22 protein-coding genes and 1 pseudogene are annotated in these 25,622 nt (G+C 67.5%); 13 read left to right on the top strand and 10 right to left on the bottom strand.

What is annotated here, in order from left to right; genetic code table 11:
* The first annotated feature begins 12 nt into the window (after positions 1-12).
* Both JOD60_RS08635 and JOD60_RS08640 read left to right on the top strand, forming a co-directional pair.
* Positions 13-1,086, top strand: coding sequence for a TniB family NTP-binding protein (locus JOD60_RS08635; RefSeq protein ID WP_076690258.1), 1,074 nt, complete (start codon positions 13-15; stop codon positions 1,084-1,086).
* Entirely contained in the window at positions 1,076-3,154 is a 2,079-nt protein-coding gene (locus JOD60_RS08640; RefSeq protein WP_084201952.1) for a zinc-ribbon domain-containing protein, read from the top strand. Before JOD60_RS08635 ends, JOD60_RS08640 begins: the two co-directional genes overlap by 11 nt.
* Here JOD60_RS08640 and JOD60_RS08645 read toward each other — a convergent pair.
* Together JOD60_RS08645 and JOD60_RS08650 are read right to left on the bottom strand one after the other, a co-directional pair.
* Complete coding sequence (locus JOD60_RS08645) at positions 3,143-3,871, bottom strand: adenylate/guanylate cyclase domain-containing protein (RefSeq protein WP_076690260.1); 729 nt, start codon at positions 3,869-3,871, stop codon at positions 3,143-3,145. The two genes, JOD60_RS08640 and JOD60_RS08645, sit on opposite strands and share 12 nt — an antisense overlap.
* Positions 3,871-4,491 (bottom strand): Pycsar system effector family protein, encoded by a 621-nt coding sequence (locus JOD60_RS08650; protein WP_157127914.1) that lies wholly within the window; start codon positions 4,489-4,491, stop codon positions 3,871-3,873. The genes JOD60_RS08645 and JOD60_RS08650 overlap by 1 nt, the downstream gene beginning before the upstream one ends.
* 86 nt (positions 4,492-4,577) lie before the next feature.
* On the opposite strand from JOD60_RS08650, the gene JOD60_RS08655 reads away from it, so the two are divergent.
* Entirely contained in the window at positions 4,578-6,050 is a 1,473-nt protein-coding gene (locus JOD60_RS08655) for a DUF8370 family protein (protein ID WP_076692126.1), read from the top strand.
* Positions 6,051-6,651: 601 nt separating this feature from the next.
* A pseudogene (locus tag JOD60_RS17385) lies at positions 6,652-6,795 on the top strand (hypothetical protein); the annotation flags it as partial.
* 142 nt (positions 6,796-6,937) lie between these two features.
* Here the strand turns inward: JOD60_RS17385 and JOD60_RS08660 are convergent.
* Positions 6,938-8,230, bottom strand: coding sequence for an ATP-binding protein (locus JOD60_RS08660; protein ID WP_076690262.1), 1,293 nt, complete (start codon positions 8,228-8,230; stop codon positions 6,938-6,940).
* Between the two features lie 124 nt (positions 8,231-8,354).
* Here JOD60_RS08660 and JOD60_RS08665 point away from each other — a divergent pair, with 124 nt between their 5' ends.
* The gene (locus JOD60_RS08665; RefSeq protein ID WP_076690263.1) at positions 8,355-9,119 is read left to right on the top strand and encodes an iron chelate uptake ABC transporter family permease subunit; all 765 of its coding nucleotides are present in this window, start codon (positions 8,355-8,357) and stop codon (positions 9,117-9,119) included.
* Complete coding sequence (locus JOD60_RS08670; protein ID WP_076690264.1) at positions 9,116-9,907, top strand: ABC transporter ATP-binding protein; 792 nt, start codon at positions 9,116-9,118, stop codon at positions 9,905-9,907. The genes JOD60_RS08665 and JOD60_RS08670 overlap by 4 nt, the downstream gene beginning before the upstream one ends.
* Before the next feature lie 136 nt (positions 9,908-10,043).
* Here JOD60_RS08670 and JOD60_RS08675 read toward each other — a convergent pair whose 3' ends face one another.
* The gene (locus JOD60_RS08675) at positions 10,044-10,538 is read right to left on the bottom strand and encodes a flavodoxin family protein (protein WP_076692127.1); all 495 of its coding nucleotides are present in this window, start codon (positions 10,536-10,538) and stop codon (positions 10,044-10,046) included.
* A complete protein-coding gene (locus JOD60_RS08680) occupies positions 10,538-10,735 on the bottom strand; it encodes a hypothetical protein (protein WP_076690265.1) in 198 nt (65 codons plus the stop codon). Before JOD60_RS08680 ends, JOD60_RS08675 begins: the two co-directional genes overlap by 1 nt.
* On the opposite strand from JOD60_RS08680, the gene JOD60_RS08685 reads away from it, so the two are divergent.
* Positions 10,734-10,991: a hypothetical protein gene (locus JOD60_RS08685; protein WP_076690266.1), complete on the top strand. Its 258-nt coding sequence runs from the start codon at positions 10,734-10,736 to the stop codon at positions 10,989-10,991. The genes JOD60_RS08680 and JOD60_RS08685 overlap by 2 nt on opposite strands.
* A 57-nt stretch (positions 10,992-11,048) precedes the next feature.
* On the opposite strand, the gene glpK is transcribed toward JOD60_RS08685, so the two are convergent.
* The 3 genes from glpK to JOD60_RS08700 all read right to left on the bottom strand — a co-directional run bounded on the left by glpK (position 11,049) and on the right by JOD60_RS08700 (position 15,237).
* Positions 11,049-12,563, bottom strand: coding sequence for a glycerol kinase GlpK (gene glpK, locus JOD60_RS08690; RefSeq protein WP_076690267.1), 1,515 nt, complete (start codon positions 12,561-12,563; stop codon positions 11,049-11,051).
* 77 nt (positions 12,564-12,640) lie between these two features.
* A complete protein-coding gene (locus tag JOD60_RS08695; protein ID WP_076690268.1) occupies positions 12,641-13,405 on the bottom strand; it encodes an MIP/aquaporin family protein in 765 nt (254 codons plus the stop codon).
* A 113-nt stretch (positions 13,406-13,518) separates the two neighbouring features.
* Positions 13,519-15,237 carry a glycerol-3-phosphate dehydrogenase/oxidase gene (locus tag JOD60_RS08700; protein WP_076690269.1) on the bottom strand — a complete coding sequence of 573 codons (1,719 nt, stop codon included), beginning with the start codon at positions 15,235-15,237 and terminating at the stop codon, positions 13,519-13,521.
* A gap of 134 nt (positions 15,238-15,371) precedes the next feature.
* Here JOD60_RS08700 and JOD60_RS08705 point away from each other — a divergent pair, with 134 nt between their 5' ends.
* From JOD60_RS08705 to JOD60_RS08730, 6 genes are all read left to right on the top strand, one after another.
* Positions 15,372-16,352 (top strand): sugar-binding transcriptional regulator, encoded by a 981-nt coding sequence (locus JOD60_RS08705; protein ID WP_076690270.1) that lies wholly within the window; start codon positions 15,372-15,374, stop codon positions 16,350-16,352.
* A 122-nt stretch (positions 16,353-16,474) separates the two neighbouring features.
* On the top strand, positions 16,475-19,276 hold the full coding sequence (locus JOD60_RS08710) for a YhgE/Pip domain-containing protein (RefSeq protein ID WP_076690271.1): 2,802 nt from the start codon (positions 16,475-16,477) through the stop codon (positions 19,274-19,276).
* Positions 19,273-21,447: a YhgE/Pip domain-containing protein gene (locus JOD60_RS08715; protein ID WP_076690272.1), complete on the top strand. Its 2,175-nt coding sequence runs from the start codon at positions 19,273-19,275 to the stop codon at positions 21,445-21,447. The genes JOD60_RS08710 and JOD60_RS08715 overlap by 4 nt, the downstream gene beginning before the upstream one ends.
* A 12-nt stretch (positions 21,448-21,459) precedes the next feature.
* Entirely contained in the window at positions 21,460-22,122 is a 663-nt protein-coding gene (locus tag JOD60_RS08720) for a TetR/AcrR family transcriptional regulator (protein WP_076690273.1), read from the top strand.
* A gap of 324 nt (positions 22,123-22,446) precedes the next feature.
* Positions 22,447-22,719 carry an AMP-binding protein gene (locus tag JOD60_RS08725; protein ID WP_076690274.1) on the top strand — a complete coding sequence of 91 codons (273 nt, stop codon included), beginning with the start codon at positions 22,447-22,449 and terminating at the stop codon, positions 22,717-22,719.
* Positions 22,720-22,723: 4 nt separating this feature from the next.
* The gene (locus tag JOD60_RS08730) at positions 22,724-23,194 is read left to right on the top strand and encodes a DUF3817 domain-containing protein (protein WP_076690275.1); all 471 of its coding nucleotides are present in this window, start codon (positions 22,724-22,726) and stop codon (positions 23,192-23,194) included.
* Between the two features lie 4 nt (positions 23,195-23,198).
* Here JOD60_RS08730 and JOD60_RS08735 read toward each other — a convergent pair whose 3' ends face one another.
* Entirely contained in the window at positions 23,199-23,399 is a 201-nt protein-coding gene (locus JOD60_RS08735; RefSeq protein WP_372430892.1) for a VOC family protein, read from the bottom strand.
* A 53-nt stretch (positions 23,400-23,452) separates the two neighbouring features.
* Positions 23,453-25,600, bottom strand: coding sequence for a heavy metal translocating P-type ATPase (locus tag JOD60_RS08740; RefSeq protein ID WP_076690276.1), 2,148 nt, complete (start codon positions 25,598-25,600; stop codon positions 23,453-23,455).
* Positions 25,601-25,622 lie beyond the last annotated feature (22 nt).

The following is a 25,622-nucleotide window of genomic DNA, read 5'->3' on the forward strand; positions in this document are numbered from 1 at the left end:
TCGAAAGACGACATGACATCTCCAATCGACTCCGAGCCCATCGGTCACTTCGACCGTGAAAGCACGCTTCTGCCGCTCCTGGAAGCACACGAAACTCCTCAGCCCGAAGCCATGACGCTGTCCCAGTTCCAGTCGCTGAGCAAGCAAGAGAGGGCCGCGTTTGATGGCCGTCGCCTCGACAGAATCGTTGGCAGCATCGACATCAAGACGCCGGTCATGAATGAGCTTCTCCTCGAAGTTCGCCGGGCCGCTCTGCGTGCGAACCGCGCCGTCGGCCGCACTGGCGTGGTCCTCTCCGGGCCGCCGACCGCCGGCAAGACCACCGCGGCGTTCCATGCGATGGTTGAAGGCCTCCAGCGTCACCAACGGCTGAACCCGGAGTGGAAGAATCTCGGCCACTGTCCGGTCGTATACGTCGAAACCCCGTCGTCCTGCACCGCGAAGAACCTCATGGGGCGGTTCCTGACCTTCCTCGACCTGCCCTTCACCTCTCACATGACCGTCGAGGAGCGCACCAAGGTTGTCACTGAGCAACTCGTTCGGCGCCGCACCTCTCTCATCGTTATCGACGAGATGCAGAACATGGCCTTCAATAGTCGCGGTCACTCTGAAACACAGCAGGCGACGAAGAACCTCATGAACGCTATCCCCGCGGTCCCGCTCTACGTTGGCTTCAACCTGGAGAAGAAGCTGCACTCCGACGCCGGGCTCGGCGCCCAGTTCGCATCCCGTTCCTCCCTCGTGTCGCTCGGACATTTCGGGAACCGCACCGCCGAAGAGGAGAGGCTCTGGGCTCGCGTGGTCTACTCCTTCGAGAAGCAACTCGGGCTGCTTGCTCAGGAGCCGAAGTCGCTCCTCACACACTGCCCGTACCTTTGGGACCGAACCCGAGGGTCCATCGGGGCACTATCCCGCCTCCTAACCACGGTGGCACTCGACCTCATCGCCGCGGGTGACCCCGAGACGGAGTTCATCACCCGGGAACACCTGGATTCGGTGAAGCTCGACCTGACAAGCGAACGCGCACTTCTTCGCGCTGAGGAGAACGCGGCCGGCGCACGAAAGAAGTCCGCTCGTGCTGCTTGAGGCGGTGGGCACGCTCGCAGTCCGCGTTCGACCCGCGCGCTACGAGACGCTGGCGAGCTACGAGCGTCGCCTACGCGTGGCGAACGGATACACCGACCGCGCTTGGAACGTGGCGGTCAACGAAGCCGTCCGGATGTCGGGGAGCCCTTCTCGCGCAGCAGTCATCGAGCAGTTCAGTCAACTCCGCGGCGACCACTTCGAACGATACGACAATGCGGATCACCCTCATCCTGGTGGCCAGCGCTGCGGAGACTGCGAGTGGAATCTCACTGAGCGGTATGCATGCGTCCTGTGTACCCGCGGCGACTTCGTAGAGCAGCGGCCGCACGATGGCGCGCGGATCTGCAACCGTCATATGCGGTGGGTTGGACCGCGAACGCGACCTGAGGACCAGTTCGCGGTCGACCTCGCGACACTCCGAGCCGACCGGGAGTACCGCCAGCTCCGACGCACGGGTCACATCGACGCGACGAAGCTCTCCGAGGTGGTCGCATGCGTCGAGGCGTGGGCCTCGGCATCGAGCGAGCCTATGAACGATGCGCAGATGTTCCGCGCCGCGATCGCGATGACGAGAGGCCTTGTCCGTTCGGGGCTGCTGGAAGACGCAGCGATGTCTGCGAAAACGCGGCGTGGGATGCTGGAGTCGGTATGCGCCTTTGCTGTGCGCGGCTCGAACATCAACGTTCTCGTTGACGCCGTCGCCCTCCTTCTTCGCGCCGACCGCCTCGCCGGTCCCCACCGCGCCCACGCCCTCCACCGTGGTGAGACGCTTGCCGCATCCGATGCACCAGAGGACACGGTTGAACTAACCTCCAGCTTCTACCCGCGGGTTCGACACCTTCAGCTCACGCAGTTGGTGGCGGTCAGGCAGCCCGGGGACCGCTTCATCCAGGCGGAACGGCTGGACCGGGAGGCAGATTACGTCTGTCCGAAGGGGCACCAGTTCTCGTCCACCGGACGTGTGCTTCGGAACTCAAAGTCGAGCGGCGGCTGCGGCTACTGCGCTCGGAAAAAGGTCGCGCCTGAGACGTCACTCGCCGCAACGCATCCGCATCTCAAAGCCTCGTGGCACCCGACGAAGAACGGCGATGTGCAACCGGAGGACGTTCTCGCTGGGACCGGCGATGAATACTTCTGGCTATGCGATGAGGGGCACACGTTCAAGACGAGCCCCAACGCTCGGACGACGTCGGGGACCGGTTGCGGTTACTGCGCGAACATCCTGGTTGACGAGTCGAACTGCCTCCGCACGACGCACCCGCACCTCGCTGTCGATCTGAACGACGAGGCGAATGACGGCGTAACCGCGGACAACGTCGTCGCAGGCTCTGAGTTAGTCCTCGCATGGATCTGCCCACTCGGGCACGATTATTGGACCGCGCCCGTGTATCGTGCCGGCGGCTCGAACTGCCACGTGTGCACCCACCAGGTTGTTCATCCGACTACTTGCCTTGCTGCGACCCACCCCGAGATCGCGGCGATGTGGCACGACACTCTCAACGGGGATCGCACGCCCTACGACGTCTTCGCGGGCTCGATGGAAAAGGCCTGGTTCGACTGCGGGGAGGGCCACGCGTACGACGGTGCCATCGTCAGTCGCGTCAAGGGAGTCGGCTGCCGCTATTGCTCAAACCGAGCGGTTTGCGAGAGCAATTCGATGCGTGTTACCCGGCCAGACCTCGCGGCGCAGCTGCACCCAACGAAGAATGGCGCGCACACGCCAGACACGCTGGTTGCAGGGACGAGTCACAAGCTGTGGTGGCTGTGCAAACTCGGCCACGACTGGGAGGTCTCCGGCGACAATCGTGTCCGGCAGGGCACTGGCTGTCCCTACTGCTCCAACAAGAAGGTGTGGCCCGGGTACAACGACATGGCCACCACCCGCCCAGACCTCGCCGCTGAGCTTCACCCCACCCTGAACGGCAGCATCGGAGCGGACAGCGTCGTGGCCGGAACTGGGAAGCGGCTTCACTGGCTATGCCCGTGTGGCCACGTCTGGCCCGCGACGGGGGACGCCCGTGCAAACAGGGGGCGTGGGTGCGCCAAGTGCAAAAAGCTACGTAAGTGAGTCGACGTAGTCGTTCATGTCGGCGGAGACGACCTCGCCGACATATACGGTGCCGTGGCCGGATAGGTGCTTGGAAGATAGCAACTTCTGGTCATCGGCCGGTAGGTTCACGTAAACCACACCGCCCACGTAAATCGGTGGGTTGCGCCCGCGTCCCGCCTCGTGTGCGAGGTGAGCCGCGCTGTTCACCACGTCACCCATGTAGACGACGTCGTTGATGCCGCTTCCGCTGAAACCGGCTTTGATCATCAGCGCGCGCCCGTCGTCAACCCCGATGCCGATCTGAAGCGCGCCGATGTTCTTCTTGGCGTAGTGATGATTCAGGAGCCTCAGCAGAGTGTTGGCGCGACATGCGACGTCGAACACTTGCGTGATGTCGGACACGAACGGGGTGTTGTAGACGGCCCAGACGCAGTCTCCTACGATGCTCACCTCTCTGACGTTGGGGATGGAGTTGAGCACCGCGACCATCTCGGAGATGAAGGCGCGGTAGATTTTCGCGAGAGTCGGGCGCTTGTACTTCGCTGTCAGTCCCGACGAGTCTCGTACGTCGATGAAGATTGCCGAGCACGTGCTGTAGAAACCGTTGGTGAAGGTGAGCTTGTCTCGGTCCGGCAGCGAGTCGGTTTCCTCGAAGGATCCCGCCGGCTGGTCGAGAATCGACTTGATTCGGTCGGAACTGGTCACGTGGCTGTACGGCTTGTAGTTGCCATCCATCAGGTGGCCGCCGAGTTCGCTACCCCGATGAGAATCGCGAGAAGTGCGACAGTCGCGCCGGCCGTGACTGCGGATCGGATGGCCCACTTCGACCATCGCATCTTCGAGGAGGCAATCTTTGCATTTGCATGAACCTGATCTGCGAGGTCTCGAGTCAGTTCATTGGGGTTGGCCGTGAGCGTGTGTAGGACATCTACGTAGCGGGGGCGGTCGCCCTTGAAGTTCTTGCTGATGCTTCCATAGAACAGTCGGTTGATCGCGTCCTTCGAGCGATCCGTGTCCTTCCACCGCGGGGTGAGGGTCCATGCGCACAGTGCACCGGTGATGACGATGAGCGCACAGGCGAGGATCACGACGAAGTCGAAAGCGGGAGTCCTCGACTTGAAGTCCCTGACAAGGTTGAACAGCATCGTCGCGAGGACGCCGGTAAACGCCAGCGAGACGCCAGCCTTCGCGTCAGCGTGACGGATCCACTCGTTGACCAGGCTGAGGGCCTTCCAAGCATGATCTGGGTTGGCCGCCGTTCCTTCAGACAGCGTCGCGCTTGTCGCCGCCGCCGAGGACTCCAGCGTGGACTTGCGGTCGCGACGACGTTTTCGCCAGTTGAACGGATTCAGCACGCGGTCAGAGTACATGCGCCCCCGACATGCGGTCGCGCGCGAAGCCGGCTTCCGGGCACCCATGCATCTCTGCCAACATCTGGACTATGAGTTCAGAGGACGAACCCTCCATCTTCTTCAGCGCATACTTCGGCGTGCATCGAGAAGAGCTGGATGCTTACGGGGCGTTCGACCTCAACCTTTTGGCTGACGTGCCCTTGTTCGTCGATCCCTTCCTCCTATTCAACAGCGCAAAGCCCGCGTATCAGGAGCTTCACGAAGGCATCCTGACCTACCTTCGCTACCTCAAGTCGCTGTCCGGTGAAGAACTCAGCGACGCGACGATCCGAGATCTCTTCCGGTTCCAGGAGGTCCGCCAGAACTGGTTCGGCTACTGCGAGCTTGGCAACCGCGGTCAGGGCCTCGGTACCGACTTCGCTCGTGCGCTTCGCCTCTCCGTCGGACGGGTTGTCGCGAACGAGGGGGAGAGCACTAGCACGGCCAGCAGCCACTTGGAGAAGGTGTCTCTGATTCAGAGACGGGTAGGTCTCGACAAGATCAGCGACTTCACGACGAACCTCATCAAAGACTTCCTAGTCGAATACACCGAGACGTTCGCGCGCGATCACATCAGCGACGACCGCTGCGCCGACGTCATGGTGAAGCGGATCCGCTTCAGCCCCGTCACGCAGACATGGGTCGATGAGATCCATCGTCTCCCGATGTTCGAAGACGACTACGTCCTGCTCACGCCAACGGACATGCTCGTCCACGAGGACACTTGGATCAACTACAGCGACATGGTCGCTCGCTATCCCGAGATCGCGGCGGCGGTCGACGACGACGTCTTGCGGGACAAGATGAATCGCTACTTTTACGGCGCGCTCGGAGACTCCGTCAAGAAGTCCGACGTCGATGCCGCGCGCGCTCACACCCTGCAATCCCTTCCGGAGCTCATTGACATCTACATCAAGCTGAAGGAGGACTCAGCCGAGGGTGCAGTAGCGGTTAGTACTGAGGAACTTGCTCGACTTCGCGCAGTATTCGTCGAGCACTTCTCGGATGTGTTGCGTGGCTTCCTCGCCGAACCGGAGCTGGCGGGCCGGCCGAGCATGACTAGCTTCGATGAAGCCAAGTTCCGCTGCGCGGTCTTCAAACGTTGGGTTGAGAACAAGGAAGGCTGGAAGAGCCTCAACAGTGCAAAGGGTCATGCGAGTGAGGCGGAGGTCCAGCGCCTCATCTTCCTTGCCCTGCAGGCGAGCGAGTTCGACGTAAACCGCGAGGTGAACAACGGCCAGGGCCCAGTCGACTTCAAGCTAAGTGCCGGAGCGACGGACTCGGCATTAATAGAGGTCAAGCTGGCGAGCAACACCAGCTTGAGGCGGAACCTAGAGAATCAGGTCGAGGTTTACAAGAAGGCGAACGAGACCAAGTTCGCTGTGAAGCTCATCGTCTTCTACACGGAAGCTGAGAAGACGAAGGTGGAGAAGATTCTGAAGGATCTCGACGTGGCCGAGACGGAATGGATCGTGTTGGTGGATGCTCGTAGCGACAACAAGCCGACGGGATCGATGGCCTGAGGGGTGAACTGCCGTCGGGGCGAGACTCCCGCCGATTCTGCGTGTTTACAGGGCTCCAGGACTGCGCCAACTTCTACGACGCAGAGCCGGAAGAAACTCGCCGCGAGACTTCAGTGTTCTCCTGCGCCAACTACGACATTCCTGCGCCACGTTGTTAGCCGACGCACATCCCGATTCTGACTCCGGCCCGAAACGGCCGGTGAGAGGCCCGGATCCGCGGAATTCTGCGGATTCGGGCCTCTCTCGTGCCTTCTCTCAATGGACAGAGGAGGACAGCAATGAACAGGAATGGCCGTTCGGCGTGGCACGAGGGGGGCACGAGTGCACCTTGCTCGGGAGAGCGGGGTCGCTCAGCAGCCGGAATCCGGTTGAGGTCGCCGGCGAGGCCCGTGCCACATCGTGCCACCGCGAGACGTGCGATTAGCGACAAATCCCTGATCAAGAGGTGTTCGCCCCGCGCCTCTTCCGGTACTGGCACGGCGTGGCACGCATGTCCTTTGCAGTCCGCTTCTGACCCTGGGAGGGCATGATGGCGGCTGAGATGAAGGCGACGGCGCCGGCGCGGCGAGAAGGGTGGGGAAGCCTGTGAAAGCTCCCATCCGGCCGCTGGCAAGCCCGCTACCCCGCCCCGGACGGCGGAAGCTATACAGCACGCACCGACGACGACAAGCCGCTCACTTTCCTCACGGGTGCAACGCGATGCGGGGGGCTCCGGGTTGGCAGCATTTGTCGGCAGCGTCGCTGAAGCCGACGACATGACTGCCGCTCAGCTGCATCACCCTTTGCCGATCTAGGTTGCTGCGTCGCAGCACGTCGTACGTGGTCTCGACGCTGGCCCGAGAGAGCATCCGCTCACGTTGACTCTCGCCTATTCGAGGTGAATGCGGCTAAAGCCGCGCGATCGTTGCAATGTCCTCCAGGAACTCTCGAGCATCGTCCTCCGACACCGTTGCTCTGGTGGCATTCAGAGCGCGCAAGTATTGCTTCGTTCCCGGAAGCCTTGAGTCATCCTCCGCCGTATCACCGCGCTCGAGTGCACGTGCCAACGCGTCTTGCGAGGCCCGCCGGGCGGCGTACTCGATGTCAGCGGGAGTCAGTCCCTCGCTGGACCTGACGAGGGTCTCGAGATCGACGTCGCCGACGACGTGCGGGGGGATGTACCTCTGCCAGATGGCTGAACGAGCCGCAGGATCGGGAAGGCCGATGGGAACCACGTAATCAAATCGGCCATGGCGCAAGAACGCGGCATCCAGTGATCGCACGAAGTTTGTCGCGCAGACCAGCAGCCGCCCCTCGCGGTCACGGAACTCGGCGACGAGCTTCAGCAGTTCGTTGGTGACTCCCTGGGTCGCCGACGGCGGATCCCCCCGGCGCGTCGCCGCGATCTCCTCCACCTCATCGATGAAGACGACGGCGTGCTCCAATTGGCCGATGCTGTCGAATGTCTGACGGAGCGCCCCCGCGAGCCCGGCTGCTGAGTCGGCCAGTCGCGCCGGAGACACCTCGACGAAGGGCCAGTCCAGTCGTGACGCCACCGCCTTCGCGAACGTCGTCTTGCCGGTGCCGGGCGGGCCGAAGAGCATGACAGCGCGAGGTGGAACAACCCCGAATCGCTCCGCGAGACCGGGCTGCGCGAGAGGTGTGACGAGCCGTTCTTCGAGAAGGCGCTTCTCGTCATGCATTCCCGCCACCGTGTCCCACAGGTTGCGCGGCATGACGCGTCCGCCGAGCTCCTTCAGGAGGTCCAGCTCACGTCCCTGGACCGGCAGGATCCGCTCGAGATAGCGGAGGGAACGCCGGGGTTCGAACCCGTTTCGCACCAGCAGGTCCAGGCGCGGACCATCGCTCGAGACCAGGATCGAAAGCTTCGCCAATCCCAGCGGCGACATCTTGCGTTCCAGCTCGTCCAGCAGTTCCACGCCGACGCGCTCCGGTTCGTCGGACAGTCGGAAGAACACCACCCATCCCTGCGCGTGCGCAGCCCGGCCGACGGCCGCCCCGACCACCTGGTCGTCGCGGATCGCGACCACCGCGTAGTCCTGGGAGCAGGAGGCGATGACCTCTGCCATCGAGTAGGCGGGGGTGTCACCAGTCGAGTGCGCGTCCTCCCACAGTCGGATGATCCCCTCCAGATCTTCCTGGTGGAAGTCGCGCACATGGGCGCGATCTACTGCGTTCATCGGGTCACCGCCTGCACGTTGGGATCGGTATGTCAGTGTGGCATGATCCGGTGCCCTATCGCGATCCTCGCCCCCTTGCGCTTCGGCAGCCTTCGTCGGTGCGGGGCTGGCGCTGTGCGGGGCGGTGCTGCAGGCCACGACCCGCAATCCGCTCGCCGACCCGTACCTGCTCGGCCTCTCCTCTGGCGCCTCGCTCGGCGCGGTCCTCGTGATCGTCGCGGGGGCGAGCATCGTGCTGCCCCTCGCGGCGTTCGTCGGCGCCATCCTCGCGCTGGCCTTCACCCTCCTGCTCGCGAGCGCGTCGGCGCCACCCACGCCGAGCCGCACCGTGCTGGCGGGAGTCGCGGCGTCGGCGGCGCTGTCCGCTGGCACCAGCACCGTGATCTTCTGGAGCGCCACCGGCGACAGCTACCGCGAGATCCTCGGCTGGCTGATGGGGTCGCTCGCGGGCTCCACGTGGCTCGGCGTCGCCGTCGTCGGGGCCGCTTTCGTGATGGTGGGACTGCCGCTGGCGATGTCGGCGACGGTGCTGGATGCCTTCGCGTTCGGCGACCGCACCGCGATGTCGCTCGGCGTCGACGTCGGCAGGGCCCGCGTCGCGCTGCTCGTCGGCAGCGCCCTCCTGACCGGCGCCCTCGTGTCCATGAGCGGCTGCATCGGGTTCATCGGTCTGCTCGTGCCGCACGCGGCGCGAATGGTGGTCGGCCACCGGCACCGGATGCTGCTCCCCGTCTCCGCGCTGGGCGGTGCGCTGCTGCTGGTGCTGGCGGATGCCGTGGGCCGGACGGCGTTTGAGCCGCGTGAGCTTCCGGTGGGCATCGTGACGGCGCTGGTGGGCGCGCCCGCGTTCGCCCTCCTCCTGCTCCGGTCGCCGCGGGCATCGTCATGAGCGGCATCCTTCGGGTGGACCGGCTCGCGTTCGTGCGCGGGGGCCGGCTGATCATCGATGACGTCGACTGCACCGCGCCCTCCGGGTCGGTCACGGCGCTCGTCGGGCCTAACGGTGCCGGCAAGTCGACGCTCCTGCACCTGATCGCGCGGCTCGAGAAACCCGCGAGAGGACGCGTCCGCCTCGATGACCACGACCTCCACCACCTGGACAGGCGCGGCCTCGCCCGGCACGTGGCGTTCGTCGATCAGAGCCCCGAGACGGACCTCGCCCTCCGGGTCGATGATGTCGTCGCGCTGGGGCGCTTCGCGAGGATGCCCCGGTTCGCCGCTCCTGGCCCGGCCGATCGCGAGATCGCGGCCGCGTGCCTCGACCGGGTGCGGGCCGCCCACCTCGCGCACCGGAGGCTGTCCGAGCTCTCCGGGGGAGAGCGTCAGCTCGTGATGCTCGCGCGCGCGCTCGCGCAGGGGCCGTCGCTGCTGCTGCTGGATGAGCCGACCAACCACCTCGATGTCCGCGCGCAGCTGCAGAGTCTCGCCCTGCTCGCTGAGCTCGCCGGGCAAGGACTGACGATCGTCGCGGCGCTCCACGACCTCAATCTGGCGGCGGCCTACGCCGGCCACGTGATTGTTCTCCGCGAGGGCAGGGTGCTCGCCTCGGGGCCGGCGCCGCAGACGCTGTCGCCCACCGTGCTTTCTGCGGCGTACGACGTCGACGTCGGCGTGGTGCGCGACGGCGGGCCGACCTCGTTCACCTTCTCGCTGCCCGGGTCTGACCGGGACGCGTGAGCTGCCCTTGTCCACCCCGCTGATCGAGATCACGTCGTTGGCATGGCAGAAGATGTTGTCTCCCGAGCCTCAATGCCGCACCTACTGCCAAGTGAACGTGGTGCCCGGGCTGGTTCAGCCACCCCGAGGCAGGGTGTCACTTCTGTCCGGAGCTGCCGGCGACAACGCTGAGCGCCCAGTCTCGGGCTCGTTCGATCTCACCGGTGCGCAGCGGCCCCGCCGTGGCGTTCACGACGAACTCCGGGCCGCGCTCAGCGCGTATGCCCTTCCGTGCCACCCGCTTCACGATGGCCTTCGCAGCAGAGCCGGTGAAGCGGCTCCCGGCGGTCGTCCCGATCGCCACGACGCGCCCCGTGAGCGCGGTGACCTCGTCGAGCCACTCCTGCACGCCGGGTTCCGCGGGCTGCGGCGCCCCGCGCTGGACCGCCTGGGCTCGCGACGATGCGGAGGGCAGGGAGAGGTTGTGGGTGGGAGCGCAGATGAGGATGAGGTCGGCTTCGAGCCGTGGGGGAGCGGAGGCCGCGTCGTGGACCTCGACGCTCGCTCCCCGTTCGCGAAGCGTGGTCGCGATCGTCTCGGCCACCTGGCTCGCGTTGCCGAAGTACGATTCGACCACCACGACGGCGCGCATCAGTGCCCGCTCCACCCCGGGTGCCCGGCGGCCACCGCTTCGAGGGCCTGCACGAGCACCTGCGCGCCGGTGACGAGAACGGCGATCGCCGCGACGCCGAGCACGATCGCCGCGACGACCGCTCCCACGCTCCAGCGTTCGGTCCGCGGGCTGAGGACCTTCCAGACGACCGAGAGCAGTGCGCTGCTGGCGGGCATGATCGCCCGGCCGGGCGCTGCACAGGAGGCATCCACCTTCCGTTGTCGCGCCTTCGGATCGCAACTCGATGCCGATTGGCAAGTCGAGGCCTACGCGCTCGTCGCGCTCATGCTCTCGTATCTCGAGCCCGACCCCTCCGTCGCCTGGAGCGACGCGCGCATGGAGGCGGCGTTCGCCGGGTGGGACCGACTCGAGCAAGAGATCCGTCTTCTCCGGAGTCAGCGTCAGCGGCGGAGCGACGTCGAAGCCGGGTGAGGCGCCGTAACGCGGCATCCGATCGGGGATGCCCCGCCACGGCGCCTCGAAACTGACTCAGCGCACGTCGTCGTCGACCCAGTCCATGGACTTCCGGACGGCCTTCTTCCACAGGCGCAGCTGACGATCGCGCTCGGCGACGTCGTCGTTCGGCGTCCACCGTCGGTCTTCCTGCCAGTTCGCGCGGAGCTCGTCCAGGCTGTTCCAGAAGCCCACGGCCAAGCCCGCCGCATACGCGGCGCCGAGCGCCGTCGTCTCGGCGACGACCGGGCGGACGACGGGAACGCCCAGGACGTCCGCCTGGAACTGCATCAGCGTGTCGTTGGCGATCATGCCGCCGTCGACCTTCAGCTCCGTCAGGTCGACGCCGGAATCGGCGTTGACGGCATCCAGTACCTCGCGCGTCTGGAAGGCGGTGGCCTCCAGGGCCGCGCGTGCGATGTGGTTGCGGTTCGCATAGCGGGTGAGCCCGACGATCGCGCCGCGCGCGTCGGGGCGCCAGTACGGCGCGAACAGTCCGGAGAACGCCGGCACGAAGTACACGCCGCCGTTGTCCTCGACCTTCGCGGCCAGCTCCTCGACCTCGGGCGCGGATGAGATGATCCCGAGCTGGTCGCGCAGCCACTGGATGAGCGAGCCGGTCACCGCGATCGACCCCTCGAGCGCGTAGTGCGCCGGCTCGTCGCCGAGCTTGTAGCCGACGGTGGTCAGCAGGCCGTTCTCGGACTTCACGATCTCCGTCCCCGTCTGGAAGATCAGGAAGTTGCCCGTGCCGTACGTGTTCTTGCTCTCGCCGGCGTCGAAGGCGGCCTGGCCGAACGTGGCCGCCTGCTGGTCGCCGAGGATGCCGGCGACGGGGGTCTCGCGCAGCAGGGACGTGTCGCGCGCCTCGCCGTAGACCTCGCTGGAGGAGCGGATCTCGGGCATCATCGAGCGCGGCACCCCGAAGTCGGCGAGGATGTCGTCGCGCCACTCGAGCGTCTCCAGGTCCATGAAGAGCGTCCGCGACGCGTTGGTGACGTCGGTCGCGTGCACGCCGCCGTCGGGGCCGCCGGTCAGGTTCCAGAGCACCCACGAGTCCGTCGTGCCGAAGATGAGGTCCCCGGCCTCGGCCTTCTCGCGGGCCCCCTCGACGTTCTCGAGGATCCAGACGATCTTCGTGCCCGAGAAGTACGTCGCGAGCGGCAGCCCGACGATGTCCTTGTACTTCTCGACGCCCTCGTCACCCGCGAGCCGGTCGACGATCGACTGCGTGCGGGTGTCCTGCCAGACGATCGCGTTGTACACCGGGATGCCGGTGTTCTTGTCCCACACCACCGCGGTCTCGCGCTGGTTGGTGATGCCGATCGCGGCGATGTCGTGGCGGGTGAGGTTCGCACGACCGAGCGCGATACCGATGACTTCGCGCATGTTGTCGCGGATCTCGATGGGGTCGTGCTCGACCCAGCCGGCGCGCGGCATGATCTGCTCGTGCTCTTTCTGCCCGACCGAGATGATCGACCCCTTCTTGTCGAAGATGATCGCTCGGCTGGAGGTGGTGCCCTGGTCGAGGGCGATGATGTAGTCGGCCATGATGACTTCCTTGTCTTTCGGGTCTTTCGGGTGGATACCGGTGGTGAGGATGCCTGGTGGCGGGGCCTGCGCCCGGGTCAGCTGACGGTCTGGACGAGGTGCAGCAGGACGGGCGCCGCGAGCGCGGCGAGCGCGCCACCGATGAGCGGACCGACGACCGGCACCCAGGAGTACGACCAGTCGCTCGAGCCCTTGCCCTTGATGGGGAGCACGGCGTGCGCGATGCGCGGGCCGAGGTCACGCGCCGGGTTGATCGCATACCCGGTGGGGCCACCGAGCGAGGCGCCGATGCCGACCACGAGCAGGGCGACCGGAAGCGCCGTGAGCGGGCCGAGCCCGCCGGGGACGCCGACCTGCACGTCGCCGTAGTCGGCGAAGGCGAAGATCACGAAGACGAGCACGAAGGTCGCGATGATCTCGGTGACGAGGTTCCAGCCGTAGGAACGGATCGCGGGGCCGGTCGAGAACACACCCAGCTTGTTGCCGGGGTCGGGCTCGTCGTCGAAGTGCTGCTTGTACGCGACCCAGCAGACGACGGCGCCGATGAACGCGCCGACCATCTGTCCGGCGACGGCGACGAGGAACTGCGCGCCGGTGATCTTGCCGGCGATGAGGAGGCCGAGCGACACCGCCGGGTTCAGCTGCGCGCCCGAGTAGGCCGAGACGAGCACACCCGCGAACACCGCGAGGCCCCAGCCCCAGTTGATCATGAGGGTGCCGCCGCCGAAGCCCTTCGTCTTGCCGAGGATGACGTTGGCGACGACGCCGCAGCCGAGGAGGACGAGCATGGCCGTCCCCACGAGTTCGGACAGGAAGTACAGTCCGAGATTGATGTCTTGCATGTCGACATTGACCTTTCTGCAGGTGCGCGGGCGACGCCGCCGCGCGCGGGATGGTCGCCTGAGGGTGGGTTGCCGGCGTCAGGCACGCCGGGGTTTGGGTGGTCGGTGGCGGGTCAGGCGTGCTGCGGGGCGAGCGACGCCGTGCTGACGTCGATGCGGTGCGCGTCGCGCAGCGTCTCGGTGGCGGCGGCGACCTGGGCATCCGTCTCGTCGGCATCCCACCCGAGAGCGGGTGCCGCGGCGTTCGCGACCTCGACGAGCGTGTCGCCCGTGACCCCGCCGACGAAGGCGATCGAGGTGCGCCGCAGCAGCAGGTCGATGAGCGAGACGACCTCTTCGCGCGCGGCGAGCAGGGCGATCTCCTCCTGCGAGTAGCCGGGCGCGTGCGCGAGGGGGTGCTGCGTGACGGGCAGGCTCGACAGCAGCTCGGCCGCGTAGGTGCCGTAACGCTCGAGCATGCGATCGGCGAACTCGGCCGCGTGCGCACCCCGGTGCGCCTCGACCCACCGGCGCCGGTCGGCGTCGGTGCGCGGGTAGCCGGCGCCGCCGCCGATCGCGAGATCCGTCGTCGAGACCGTGCGGGGACGGCCCAGGAGCTGCATCACGTCGGTGGAGATGTGCTCGGACAGCGCCCGGAACGTCGTCCACTTGCCGCCCACGAGGCTCAGCACGGGCACGTCGTCGAGCGACGCGCGCTCGATGCGGTAGTCGCGCGAGACGAACCCGGGGGCGACGTCGTCGTGACGGGGCAGCGGGCGGATGCCGGAGAACGTGTAGACGATCTGCTCGCGCGAGACCGAGATGTGCGGGAACACCTGCGCGATGAGGTCGAAGAAGTAGTCGATCTCGTCGTCGGTGCACACGGTCGGCTTCGACGGGTCGGCGTCGATGTCGGTGGTTCCGACCATGACGCGGCCCTTGAGCGGGTAGATCAGCACGATGCGCCCGTCGGATGCCTCGAAGAAGATCTCGTTGCCCCGCGTCGCGTCGAGCAGCTCGGCGTTCTCGAGGACGATGTGCGAGCCCTTCGTGCCGCCCATGAATCGGGTCGGCTCGCCGAGCGCGGCGTTGGTGATGTCGGTCCAGGGGCCGCTCGTGTTGACGACGACCTTCGCCGTGAACGGGAACTGCTCACCCGTCAGCTCGTCGCGGATGATGACGGACGAGCCGTCGGAGCCCACGACCGGCGCGTAGTTCGCGGCACGCGCCGACTCTTCGCGCAGGCCGTCGCGCAGCACGTCGAGGGCGAGGCGCTCGGGGTCGTGCATCGACGCGTCGTAGTAGGTCGCGGTGTAGGCGAACCGGCCGTCGAGGTCGGGGAAGAGCTCGTGCGACTTCTTGCGGCCGTGGAAGCGGTGCCGGGGCACCGCGCCGCCGTCGCGCGAGAACGTGTCGTAGATGATGAGGCCGGTCTTGATGAGCAGCGCCCCGCGCTCGCGCGGCTTGCCGCGCCCGTGCGAGACGAGCAGACGGAAGGGCGCGGTGAGGATGCCGGAGAACGTCTTGTGGATCGGGATGGTGGTCGGCAGCGGGCGCACGAAGTGCGGCGCGTTGCGCACGAGACGGTTGCGCTCCGTGACCGATTCGCGCACGAGCCGGAACTCGCCGTTCTCGAGGTAGCGCACGCCGCCGTGCACCATGTGACTGGATGCCGACGAGGCGCCCGACACGTAGTCGCCGCGCTCGACGAGCGCGACATCGACGCCCTGCAGGGCGAGGTCGCGGAAGGTCGCGATGCCGTTGATGCCGCCGCCGATGATGAGCACTTCCGCACGGGGACGCTCGCGGAGTGCAGTGATGTTCGGCCGGGTGGTCGTCGTCGACTCAGTCATCTCAATCCTTTTTCACGGCCGCCGTTGCGGCGGGGCCTCCTCTACAGTGGAGAAGGCGTGAATGTATGCGCAATTAATCAGAACGAATGTGCAGTGGGGTCGAGTTCCTGCACGATCGTGCGAGAGGAACGTCCATGACGACAGACTCCGAGGCGCGTGCGAGCCACGCACTTCACGCCGCCCAGCTCTACTACGTGCAGGAGCGGAGCATGGATCAGATCGCCGACGAGATGGCGGTCTCGCGCTCCTCGGTGTCACGGCTGCTCGCTCATGCACGGGACACCGGACTCGTGGAGATCACCGTGCACTCGCCGCAGGAAGCGGGCAGCGTGGTCGCGCGGCGACTCGCTGAGCGATATGGCATCTCGGTGCATGTCGTCAGCTCGCCCGCTCGTTCCACGGACGCGGAGAGGCTGGGGCGAACCGCGCGAGCGGCGGCGCACCTGCTGTCGTCGTCGCTGGACCTGAACGCGAGCATCGGTGTGGCCTGGGGTGTGACGGTGTCGGCGATCGCCCGGCACCTGCCGACGAAACGCGTGTACAACTCCGAGGTCGTGCAGATGAACGGCGCGGCGAACGAATCGACCTCCGGCATCTCCTACTCCGGCGCGATCCTGGAGCGCTTCAGTCAGGCGTTCGGCGCCGACGTGCAGCAGTTTCCCGTGCCGGCGCTGTTCGATGACCCGCACACGAAGCAGCTCCTGTGGCGCGAGCGTTCGATCCGCCGGGTGCTGGACGCGCAAGCGCATGTGCAGGTGTTCGTGTTCGGGCTCGGATCGCCGCAGGCGGACGTTCCCTCGCATGTGTACGCAGGTGACTACCTGAGCGGTGAGGATCTGCGGACACTGGTGCGTGATGGGGTGGCGGGCGACTGCGCGACGGTGTTCTACCGGATCGACGGGTCCACCGACGGCATCCAGATCAACGAGCGATCCAGTGGCCCTGGATTCGACGTGATCCGGCGCATCCCGCGCCGCCTCTGCGCCGTGTCGAGTCCGTCGAAGCTCGGTGCGCTGCGCGGTGCGCTCGCGGCCAGCCTCATCACCGAGCTCGTCGTCGAGGAGACCCTGGCGCGCCGGCTGCTGGAGGTGTCGTCCTCCGCTTCCGGTCGTTGAGCGCGGAGCGCACCAAGGGTTGAGTCGTTTCGACTCGCTGCGCTCGCTCGACGCGTGGGAGGGGATGGGCGGATAAGTTGCACAATGGTGTGCAAAAAGATGCTAAGGTCTGCAGCGTGCATATGAGTTGGCGCGTCTTCACGCGAGACATCGGTCGCCTGGCGCGCGCCCGCAAGACGTGGGTGATCGTCGTCGGTGTGCTCGTCACCCCGGCCTTGTACGCATGGTTCAACATCAACGCGTTCTGGGATCCGTATTCGAACACCTCGAACATCGGCGTCGCGGTGGTCAACCTCGACGAGGGAGCGACCTCCGATCTCACCGGCTCCGTCGACGTCGGCGCACAGGTGGTCGAGCAGCTGGAGAACAACGACCAACTCGGCTGGCAGTTCATGAGTGAGGCCGCGGCCCACGATGCAGTCGCCTCGGGTGCCGTGTACGCCGCGATCGTCATCCCCGCCGACTTCAGCAGCGACCTGCTCAGCATCACGTCCGGCGAATTCACACAGCCCGCCCTCATCTACTACGTCAACGAGAAGTCCAGCGCGATCGCTCCGAAGATCACCGATGTGGGAGCCTCGACCCTAGATCGGCAGATCACCCAGGCCTTCACGGAACAGGTCGCGGAAGCGGCGACCCAGGCGCTCAAGAACGCCGGAAACTCCGCGGAGCAGGGGTTGCTCACGGCGCGCGGTGACGCATTGAGCGCGCTGGACGAGGCGGCGGAGACGATCGGGGCCGCGCGCCAGGACATCGCCGATCTGAACAGCGGGCTGGCGGATTCGCGCGACACGCTGTCGTCGGCACGGGCGACGCTCGACGACGCCGACCAGACCCTGCAGGACGTGCAGACCGCGATCGCGCAGGCCCAGACGATCATCGACGAGGCGCAGCAGGAGATCCTCGTCTTCACGGATGCCGCGACGTCCGCGTACGTGGACGGGGTGACGGCGCTGGCGAATGCCTCGGCGTCCGTCCGCGTCTCGATGACCGACCTGAACCGGGCGCTGCAACAAGCCGGCACCGGCGTGGATACCGCGATCGACGAGGTCTCCGCCGTGGTCGAGGCGAATGCGGCCGCGATCGCGAAGCTCCAGGAGATCGTGGACGGCGCGGGTGTCGACGCGGAGACCGCGCAGCGGCTCACCGAGGTGATCTCCGCGCTCGAGCAGCGCAACCAGACCGATCAGAAGCTGCTGGCAGATCTGAAAGCGCTCAACAGTGGTGTGGCGGACACGATCGCCGCGATCCAAGCATCCGTCGACGCCGTCGACTCCGCGCTGACACAGGCGCAGGCGGCGGCGACCAATCTGCGCGACGTCCTTTCCACCTCCGTACCCGGGCTCAATCGTGCGATGTCTGCCCTCTCGGCGGCGGCCGGATCGTTCTCGGCCGCAGTGCAGGCGCAGCGAGGGCAGCTCACCCAGGCCGACCTGCTGCTCGCGGGTCTCGATACACAGCTGGCCTCGACCTCGAACGCGCTGACGAGTCTCGACGGCGACCTCGCGAGCATCCAGGACGGACTCGGGGTGGCGCGCACCGACCTGGTCGCCCTGAGCGCGGCCTCTGCCTGGTCGGGGCTGAGTACACTGACGGGGCTGGCCCCGGAGCAGATCGCGCAGTTCATCGCCGAGCCCGTGCAGGTCGATGAGAACGTGCTGTTCCCGGTGGCGTCCTACGGCTCGGCGATGGCGGCGCTGTTCACCAATCTCTCGCTCTGGATCGGCGCGTTCGTGCTCATGGTGATCTTCAAGACCGAGGTGGACGCCGAAGGGGTGGCGGGGATCACGGTGCGCCAGGCGTACGTGGGCCGGTTCCTGCTGTTCGCGATGCTCGCCGTCGCGCAGGCGCTGATCGTCTGCATCGGCAACCTCGTCATCGGCATCCAGACGGTCAGCGCCGTCGCCTACGTCGGCACTGGCGTGCTGATCGCGCTCGCCTACGTCAGCATCATCTACGCGCTCTGCGTGTCGTTCGGGCATGTCGGCCGCGGGCTGTGCATCCTGCTCGTGATCATGCAGATCCCGGGGGCGTCGGGGCTGTACCCGATCGAGATGATGCCCGGATTCTTCCGCGCGATATACCCCGTGCTGCCTTTCACGTACGGCATCGACGCGATGCGCGAGACCATCGCCGGGTTCTACGGCGCCCACTACTGGCGCTTCATCGGCACCCTGGCCGTCTTCGTCGCGCTCGCGTTCCTGCTCGGGCTCGTGCTGCGGCGCCGCTTGGCGAACCTGAACCGGGTGTTCAACCGCGAGATCGCCGCCACCGATCTGCTGATCGCGGAGGACGTGCAGATCACCGGGGGCGGCTACCGCCTGACGCACATCCTGCACGCGCTGTCGGACCGACAGGAGTACGGTCACGACCTGCGACGGCGCGCCGGTTCGTTTCGTCGCCGCTACGGGTCGCTGCTGAAGGCGACCGTTCTCACCGGAGTCGCCGGGCTCGCTGTGCTCGGCGTGATCGCGTGGCTGGTCCCGGGCGGCAAGGCGACGATGCTCGGCATCTGGGTGGTGTGGTGCCTGCTGCTCATCGCCGTGCTCGTCATCCTCGAGTATGTCAAGCAGAGCTTCGAGTCCGCGCAGGAGCTCGTGGGCATGGGGGACGCCGAGCTCCGCCAGGCGCTGGAGGACGGACCACGCGGGGCGGGCAACCGCACGAGCGCGGTGGGCGCGGACGCGCCGTCCACGCCGACGCCAGACACGCCGACCGCCGACGCTCAGCAGCTGGATGGCGCCGAGCCGGTCGAGGACGACGGTGTGGATGCGATCACGTCGCTGCTGGACGCCGGACCGGCCGACGAGGCCGAGCCTTCCACCCCCTCGGCGTCCGGCGCGGACACCGACGATCAGACCGGCTTGGGTGATCAGACCGACCCGGGCGATCAGGCCGGCGCAGCGGGGAGCGACAGAGAATGAGAGACATCCTCCGCCTCGTCCGCCGCGACCTGCGGCACGCGACATCCCACGTCATGGCCATCATCGTCCTGTTCGGACTGGTCGTGATCCCCTCGCTGTTCACCTGGTTCAACGTCATCGCCAGCTGGGACCCCTTCTCGAACGTCAAGAACCTGAAGGTGGCGGTCGCGAGCACCGACGACGGGTACCAGAGCGACCTCGTGCCGATCCGGATCGACGTGGGGGAGCAGGTCCTGTCGGCGCTGCGCGCGAACGACGAGCTCGACTGGGTCATCACCACCGAGGAGGACGCGATCGACGGCACGCGCTCGGGTGCCTACTACGCCGCGATCGTCCTACCGCCCTCGTTCAGCGCCGACATGCTGACCTTCTACGCCGATGGGGCGCAGCGCACGCACATCGCCTACTACACCAACGAGAAGAAGAACGCGCTGGCGCCGAAGATCACCGGGCAGGGCGCCGAAGGCCTGTCCGCGCAGATCAGCGAGACGTTCACCCGGACGCTCAGCGACATCGCGCTCAGTCTCTTGTCGTCGCTGAGCGACTACCTCGCCGACGGCGAGACGCAGGCCACCCTCGCCCGCATGGAGGCCCGGGTGGGAGCCCTGGCGACGCAGCTCCGTGCCGGCGCGCACACTGCCGACATGTTCACCGCGCTGATCGGCTCGAGCATCCCGCTGGCCGACAGTGCCTCCAATCTGATCACGGCATCCGGCAGCGCGCTGAACGACGCTGCCGGCGCCGTGGGCGACGGCAGCGCGGCGATCGACAGCCTGAAGTCAGAACTCAGCGCGGCCTCGAAGGCGCTCTCGGACGCGATCGGCTCGACGAACGACGCCTACGACGCGGTCGCCGACGCCATCGACGAGCTGTTCACCCAGGTCGACGGCCTCACGGGCGCGCAGGTGCAGGTCATCGAGACGCTCGCCACCGCGGTCCAGCAGCAGATCGACCGATACACCGCCCTGCGCGACACCCTCGAGACGGAGATCGGCCCCAGCCTCCCCGCGTCGGCGCAGCAGGACCTCGCAGCCGTCATCGACATCCTCGACGACGCCATCGCCCGCCAGCAGAACGTGCATGACCTGCTCACCCAGGCCGCCGACGACATCGCCTCCGGAGGCGCCGCCGCCCAGGCGTCGCGTCAGCAGATCCTCGACGCCATCGACGACGCCCAGGCGGCACTGGCCGCGGCACAGGACACCTACGACTCGCAGCTCAAGCCGCAACTGGACCAGCTGGCGGCGACCCTCGAGACCATCGGCGACGACATGGCCACCGTCAAGTCGGATCTCGCCGGGCTCGCCGGGGCATCCGGCGGCGTGAGCACCGCGCTCACGCGCGCGCAGGGCGTGACGTCGCAGATCGCCACCTCGCTCGGCGAGGCCGCCGACACGTTCGATCGCGTGCAGGGGGCGCTCGTGAAGGCCGCCGACACGGGCGACTTCGACGAGCTCAGCGCCCTCATCGGCGCCGACCCGAGCGTGCTCGCGGCGGCCCTCGCCGAACCCGTGCGGGTCGACCGGACGCCGGTGTATCCGGTGGTCAGCTTCGGAGCGGGCATGGCGCCCCTCTACACGGTGCTCTCGCTGTGGGTCGGTGCCCTGCTGATGACGGTCGCGATCCGCGTCGACGTGAACCGGCGCACGCTCGACACGTCCGCCGAACTCAGCCCCACGCAGAAGTATCTCGGCCGCTACGGGATCTTCGCCCTCCTCGGCCTTGCGCAGAGCACGCTGGTGACCGTCGGCCTGAGCCTGTTCGTGCAGATCGATCCCGTGCACCCGTTCCTGTTCATCCTCGCCGGGTGGGTGGCGTCGCTGGTGTTCACGCTGATCATCTACACCGCCGTCGTCGCTTTCGGAAACGCGGGTAAGGCCCTCTCCGTGCTGCTGCTGGTCATCCAGATCTCCGGCTCCGGCGGAGCGTACCCGCTGCAACTGCTGCCGCAGTGGTTCCAGAGCGTCAGCCCGTTCCTTCCCGCCACGCATGCCATCAATGCGATGCGCGCCGCGATCGCGGGGACGTACGGTGCCGACTACTGGGTGTCACTGGGCCTGCTCGCGTCGTTCATCCTCCCCGCGCTGCTGCTGGGGCTGGTGCTGCGCCGCCCGCTCATCTCCTTCAACCGCGGCCTCGCCGAGGCGCTCGAGTCGACGAAGCTCATGTAGGGGGCGCCACTGATGAAGACCACGCCGAGGATCTCCGCTCCGGCATCGACACCACGGCTCAACGTTCGTCGAGACGCCGTGGCGAATCGCGATGCGCTCCTGCGGGCAGCGCAAGCGGTCCTGGCCTCCGATCCGCACGCATCGCTTGACACGATCGCGCGTGCTGCCGGGCTGTCGCGGCGGGCGCTGTACGGACACTTTCCCGATCGCGACTCGCTGTTGCGCGCGGTGATCGCGGTGGGAGCACAGCGGTTCAACCGGATCGCCGACCTCACCGGTGATCCCGATCCGCGCATCGCGCTCGCTCACCTCGCCGTTCGGCTGTGGCAGGAAGCGTCTATCGTGCGTGCCTCTGCCAACATCGCGCTGGACGACGCCCATGTCGCCGATACGGTGCGCGCGCTGAGCCCCTTGCGGCGTCGGGTTCGGCAGCTCACGCGGGAGGGTGTCGAGTTGGGTGTCTTCCGCCGGGACATCGCCCCACCCCTGCTCGCCGTCCTGGTGGAGGAGACCGCGCGGGCCACCCTTCGTTCGCCTGACCTCTCGGCGGACGGCGCGGCGCCGGTCGTCGTTCGCGTCGTGCTGAGCGTTGTCGGCCTCTCGTGGATCGAGCAGGTCGCGGTGATCTCCGAGCACGCCGAGTTGGCGGTGGCGCTGACGGCGACCACTCCCTGAGGCGTTCGCGCTCTTCTGAACCGGCGCCGTCGCCGCGGCGACGCGGACGGGCGCGGCCCGGGTGGTCGTGGTCGACGCGCGCCGCGCGGTCTCGACGACGGTGCACACTGCACCTTCACCGCCCGCGAGGCGATGTTCCAGGTCGAGGACTCACGAGCCGCGGTGCTCGTCGGCGGTCCGATCGACGGGGTGCGGATCCCCACGATCGGGCGGCGCACATGCGGCGCGTACCGGCCCAGCCGGTCGTCGACCCCGTCGTCGACTCCTCCCGCCTCGCGCTCCTCGTGTACACGAGCGGATGGACGGGCAGGCCCAAGGGGCGTCATGCTCGATCACGCGAACCTCGAGGCGATGGCGACCCAGATGGCATCCCACTTCCAGCTCACTCCGCCCGACCACGCCCTGCTCGTGCTGCCGCTGTTCCACGTCAACTCGCTGTGCGTCAGCTTCCTCGCCCCGGTGGTCGCGGGCGCCCAGGTGACCGTGCTCGACCGCTTCGCCCCGCAGACGTTCGTCCCGGCGATCGAGCGACACCGGCCGACGTGCGTCGGCTCGCGATCTTCTCCCAGCCCGCAGGCAAAGCTTCAGATAGGCTGAAGCTATGTTCTCGACCCCCAGAACCCTCTTCCGCACACTCGCCCTCGCCGAAGTCGTGTCATGGACGCTGCTCATCGCCGGAATCATCGTGCGGGCCACGACCGGGTGGGCGCCGGCGGTGACGATCGGCGGCGGCATCCACGGCTTCGTCTTCCTGTCGTACGGGGCGACGGTCATCCTCGTCGCGCTCAACAATCGCTGGAAGGCCGGACCGACCGCGGCGGCGCTCATCTCGGCGGTCGTACCCTACGCGACCATTCCCGCGGAGCTGTGGGCCGACCGCCGCGGACTCCTCGCCGGCACGTGGCGCACGGACACGACGACGGATGCCGGCACGCAAGCGCGCTGGTACGACCGGCCGCTCGCCTGGTTCCTCGCGCGCCCCGCGCTGCTGTTCGGCGGGATCGCCGTCGCGGTCGTCGCCGTCTACTCCGTGCTGCTGATCCTCGGACCTCCCGGCGGCACCAAGGCCTGATGTCTCACTCGCGAGCGGGCAGCTGCTGCAGCATCCAGGTGTTCCCATCGGGGTCGTCGAACGTCACGAATCGACCCCACCCCAGGTCCGCCACGCCCTCCGCGTCGACTCCCGCCTCGCGCAACTGCGCGAGGGCGGCATCCGCATCGGGAACGACCACCTGAATCGTGCTCTGCTGCCCCGGCTCGAGTCGGACCCGCGTCACGGTACGCCGGTCCTCGGAAATCGCAGACCGGCGTCAGCGCGCGTGATCGGCGATCAGGCGGCGCGCTCACGCACGGCGCGGGCGCTCGCCTCGGGCGTCAGGTCGAGGCGGCGCAGCAGCTGTGCGTTGAGCGCCACGACGACCGTCGACAGCGACATCAGGACCGCCCCGATCGACATCGGCAGCACGAACCCGAGCGGTGCGAGCACCCCGGCCGCGAGCGGAACCGAGATCAGGTTGTACCCGGCCGCCCACCACAGGTTCTGCGTCATCTTTCGATACGCCGCGCGCGACAGCTCGATCACCGACAGCACGCTCCGCGGGTCGGAGCTCGCCAGGATGACCCCGGCGGACGCGATCGCGACATCCGTCCCGGCACCGATCGCGATGCCGACATCCGCCTGCGCGAGCGCGGGAGCATCGTTCACGCCGTCGCCGACCATGGCGACCCGCAGCCCCTCGGCCTGCAGCTCGCCGATCTTCGCCGCCTTGTCCTCCGGACGCACCCCGGCGTACACCCGATCGATGCCGAGCTCCGCTCCGACCGTCTGGGCGACGGCATCCGCATCGCCCGTGATCATCACCACCTGAACGCCGGCGGCGTGCAGGGCGTCGACCGCCTCGCGAGATTCCCGGCGCACCTCGTCGGCGAGCGCCAGCCCGCCGATCACGTCGCCGTCGACGGCGACGTGGAGGATGATCGCGCCCTCCGCCCGCCACGCCTCGGCATCGGCGACCTCGCGCGCACCGAGATCATCGAGCAGGCGCGGCCCGCCCACGCGGACCTCCCGGCCGGCCACCGTCGCCGTCACGCCGACCGCGGGGGAGGAGGAGAAGCCCGACGAAGCGGGGATCGTCACGCCGCGATCCTGCGCCGCTCGGACGATCGCGCGCGCCAACGGATGCTCGCTGTCGTTCTCGGCCGCCGCCGCGATCGCCAGCAGCTCGTCGGCATCCGTCGCCCCGGTGACAGCCGTGTGCGTGACCGTGGGCTCACCGCGCGTGAGCGTGCCGGTCTTGTCGAACACGACGACGTCGATCGTGCGCATGCTTTCCAGAGCGAGGCGGTCCTTCACGAGCACGCCCCCCTTCGCGGCGCGCTCGGTCGCGATCGACACGACCAGCGGAATCGCGAGACCGAGCGCGTGCGGGCACGCGATCACGAGCACCGTGATCGCCCGGACCACGGCGTCGTCGGGCATCCCGACGGCGGTCCACACGACGGCGGTGACGACGGCCGCGCCGAGCGCGAACCAGAACAGCAGCGCCGCGGCGCGATCCGCGATCCGCTGCGCCCGGGACGACGACGCCTGCGCCTCGGCGACCAGCCGCCCGATCCCCGCCAGCGCCGTGTCGTCGCCGGTCGCGGTGACCTCGACGCGGAGCCCGGAATCGGTCGCGACGGTGCCGGCGGTGACGGCGTCGCCGACGCTCCGGGCGACGGTGCGGGACTCGCCCGTGACCATCGACTCGTCCATCTCGGCGCGGCCGTCCACGATCCGCCCGTCCGCCGGCACGCTGCCGCCGGGGCGCACGATCACCACATCGCCGACGCGCAGGTCGCCCGGCGCGACCGCGACGACCCGGTCACCCTCGACGCGCTCCGCTTCATCCGGCAGCAGCGCCGCCAGCGAATCGAGAGCCGACGTGGTCTGTGCGAGCGAGCGCATCTCGATCCAGTGCCCGAGCAGCATGATCACGATGAGCAGTGCGAGCTCCCACCAGAACTCGAGCGCATGATCCAGCAGGCCCAGCGTCGCACCCCACGACGCGACGAAGGCGACGGAGATCGCGAGCCCGATCAGGAGCATCATGCCCGGCCTGCGTGACCGCAGCTCGCCGACCGCGCCGGTCAGGAACGGCCATCCGCCCCAGAAGAACATCACGCTGCCCAGCAGCGGCGCGATCCACGTCGCCCCGTCGGGCACGGAGTAGCCGAGGATCATCGCGAACATGGGCGAGAACGCCACGACCGGCACCGCGAGCAGCAGGTTGATCCAGAACAGCCGCCGGAACCGTTCGACGTGCCCGGCGTGGCCGGCGTGGTCGCCGTGGCCGGCGTGGTCGATGTGGTCCGGGTGCTCGGTGTGGTCCGGGTGCTCGGTGTTGTCGGGGTGCCCGGCGTGCGCAGCGTGGTCGCCGTGATCGCCGGGATGTGACGTCATCGTGGGGGACTGATGGTGTACGTGCGGGTCGCTCATGATCTCGCTCCTTGGTCCGGAC

Source organism: Microbacterium aurum (genome assembly GCF_016907815.1).
GTDB lineage: Bacteria > Actinomycetota > Actinomycetes > Actinomycetales > Microbacteriaceae > Microbacterium > Microbacterium aurum.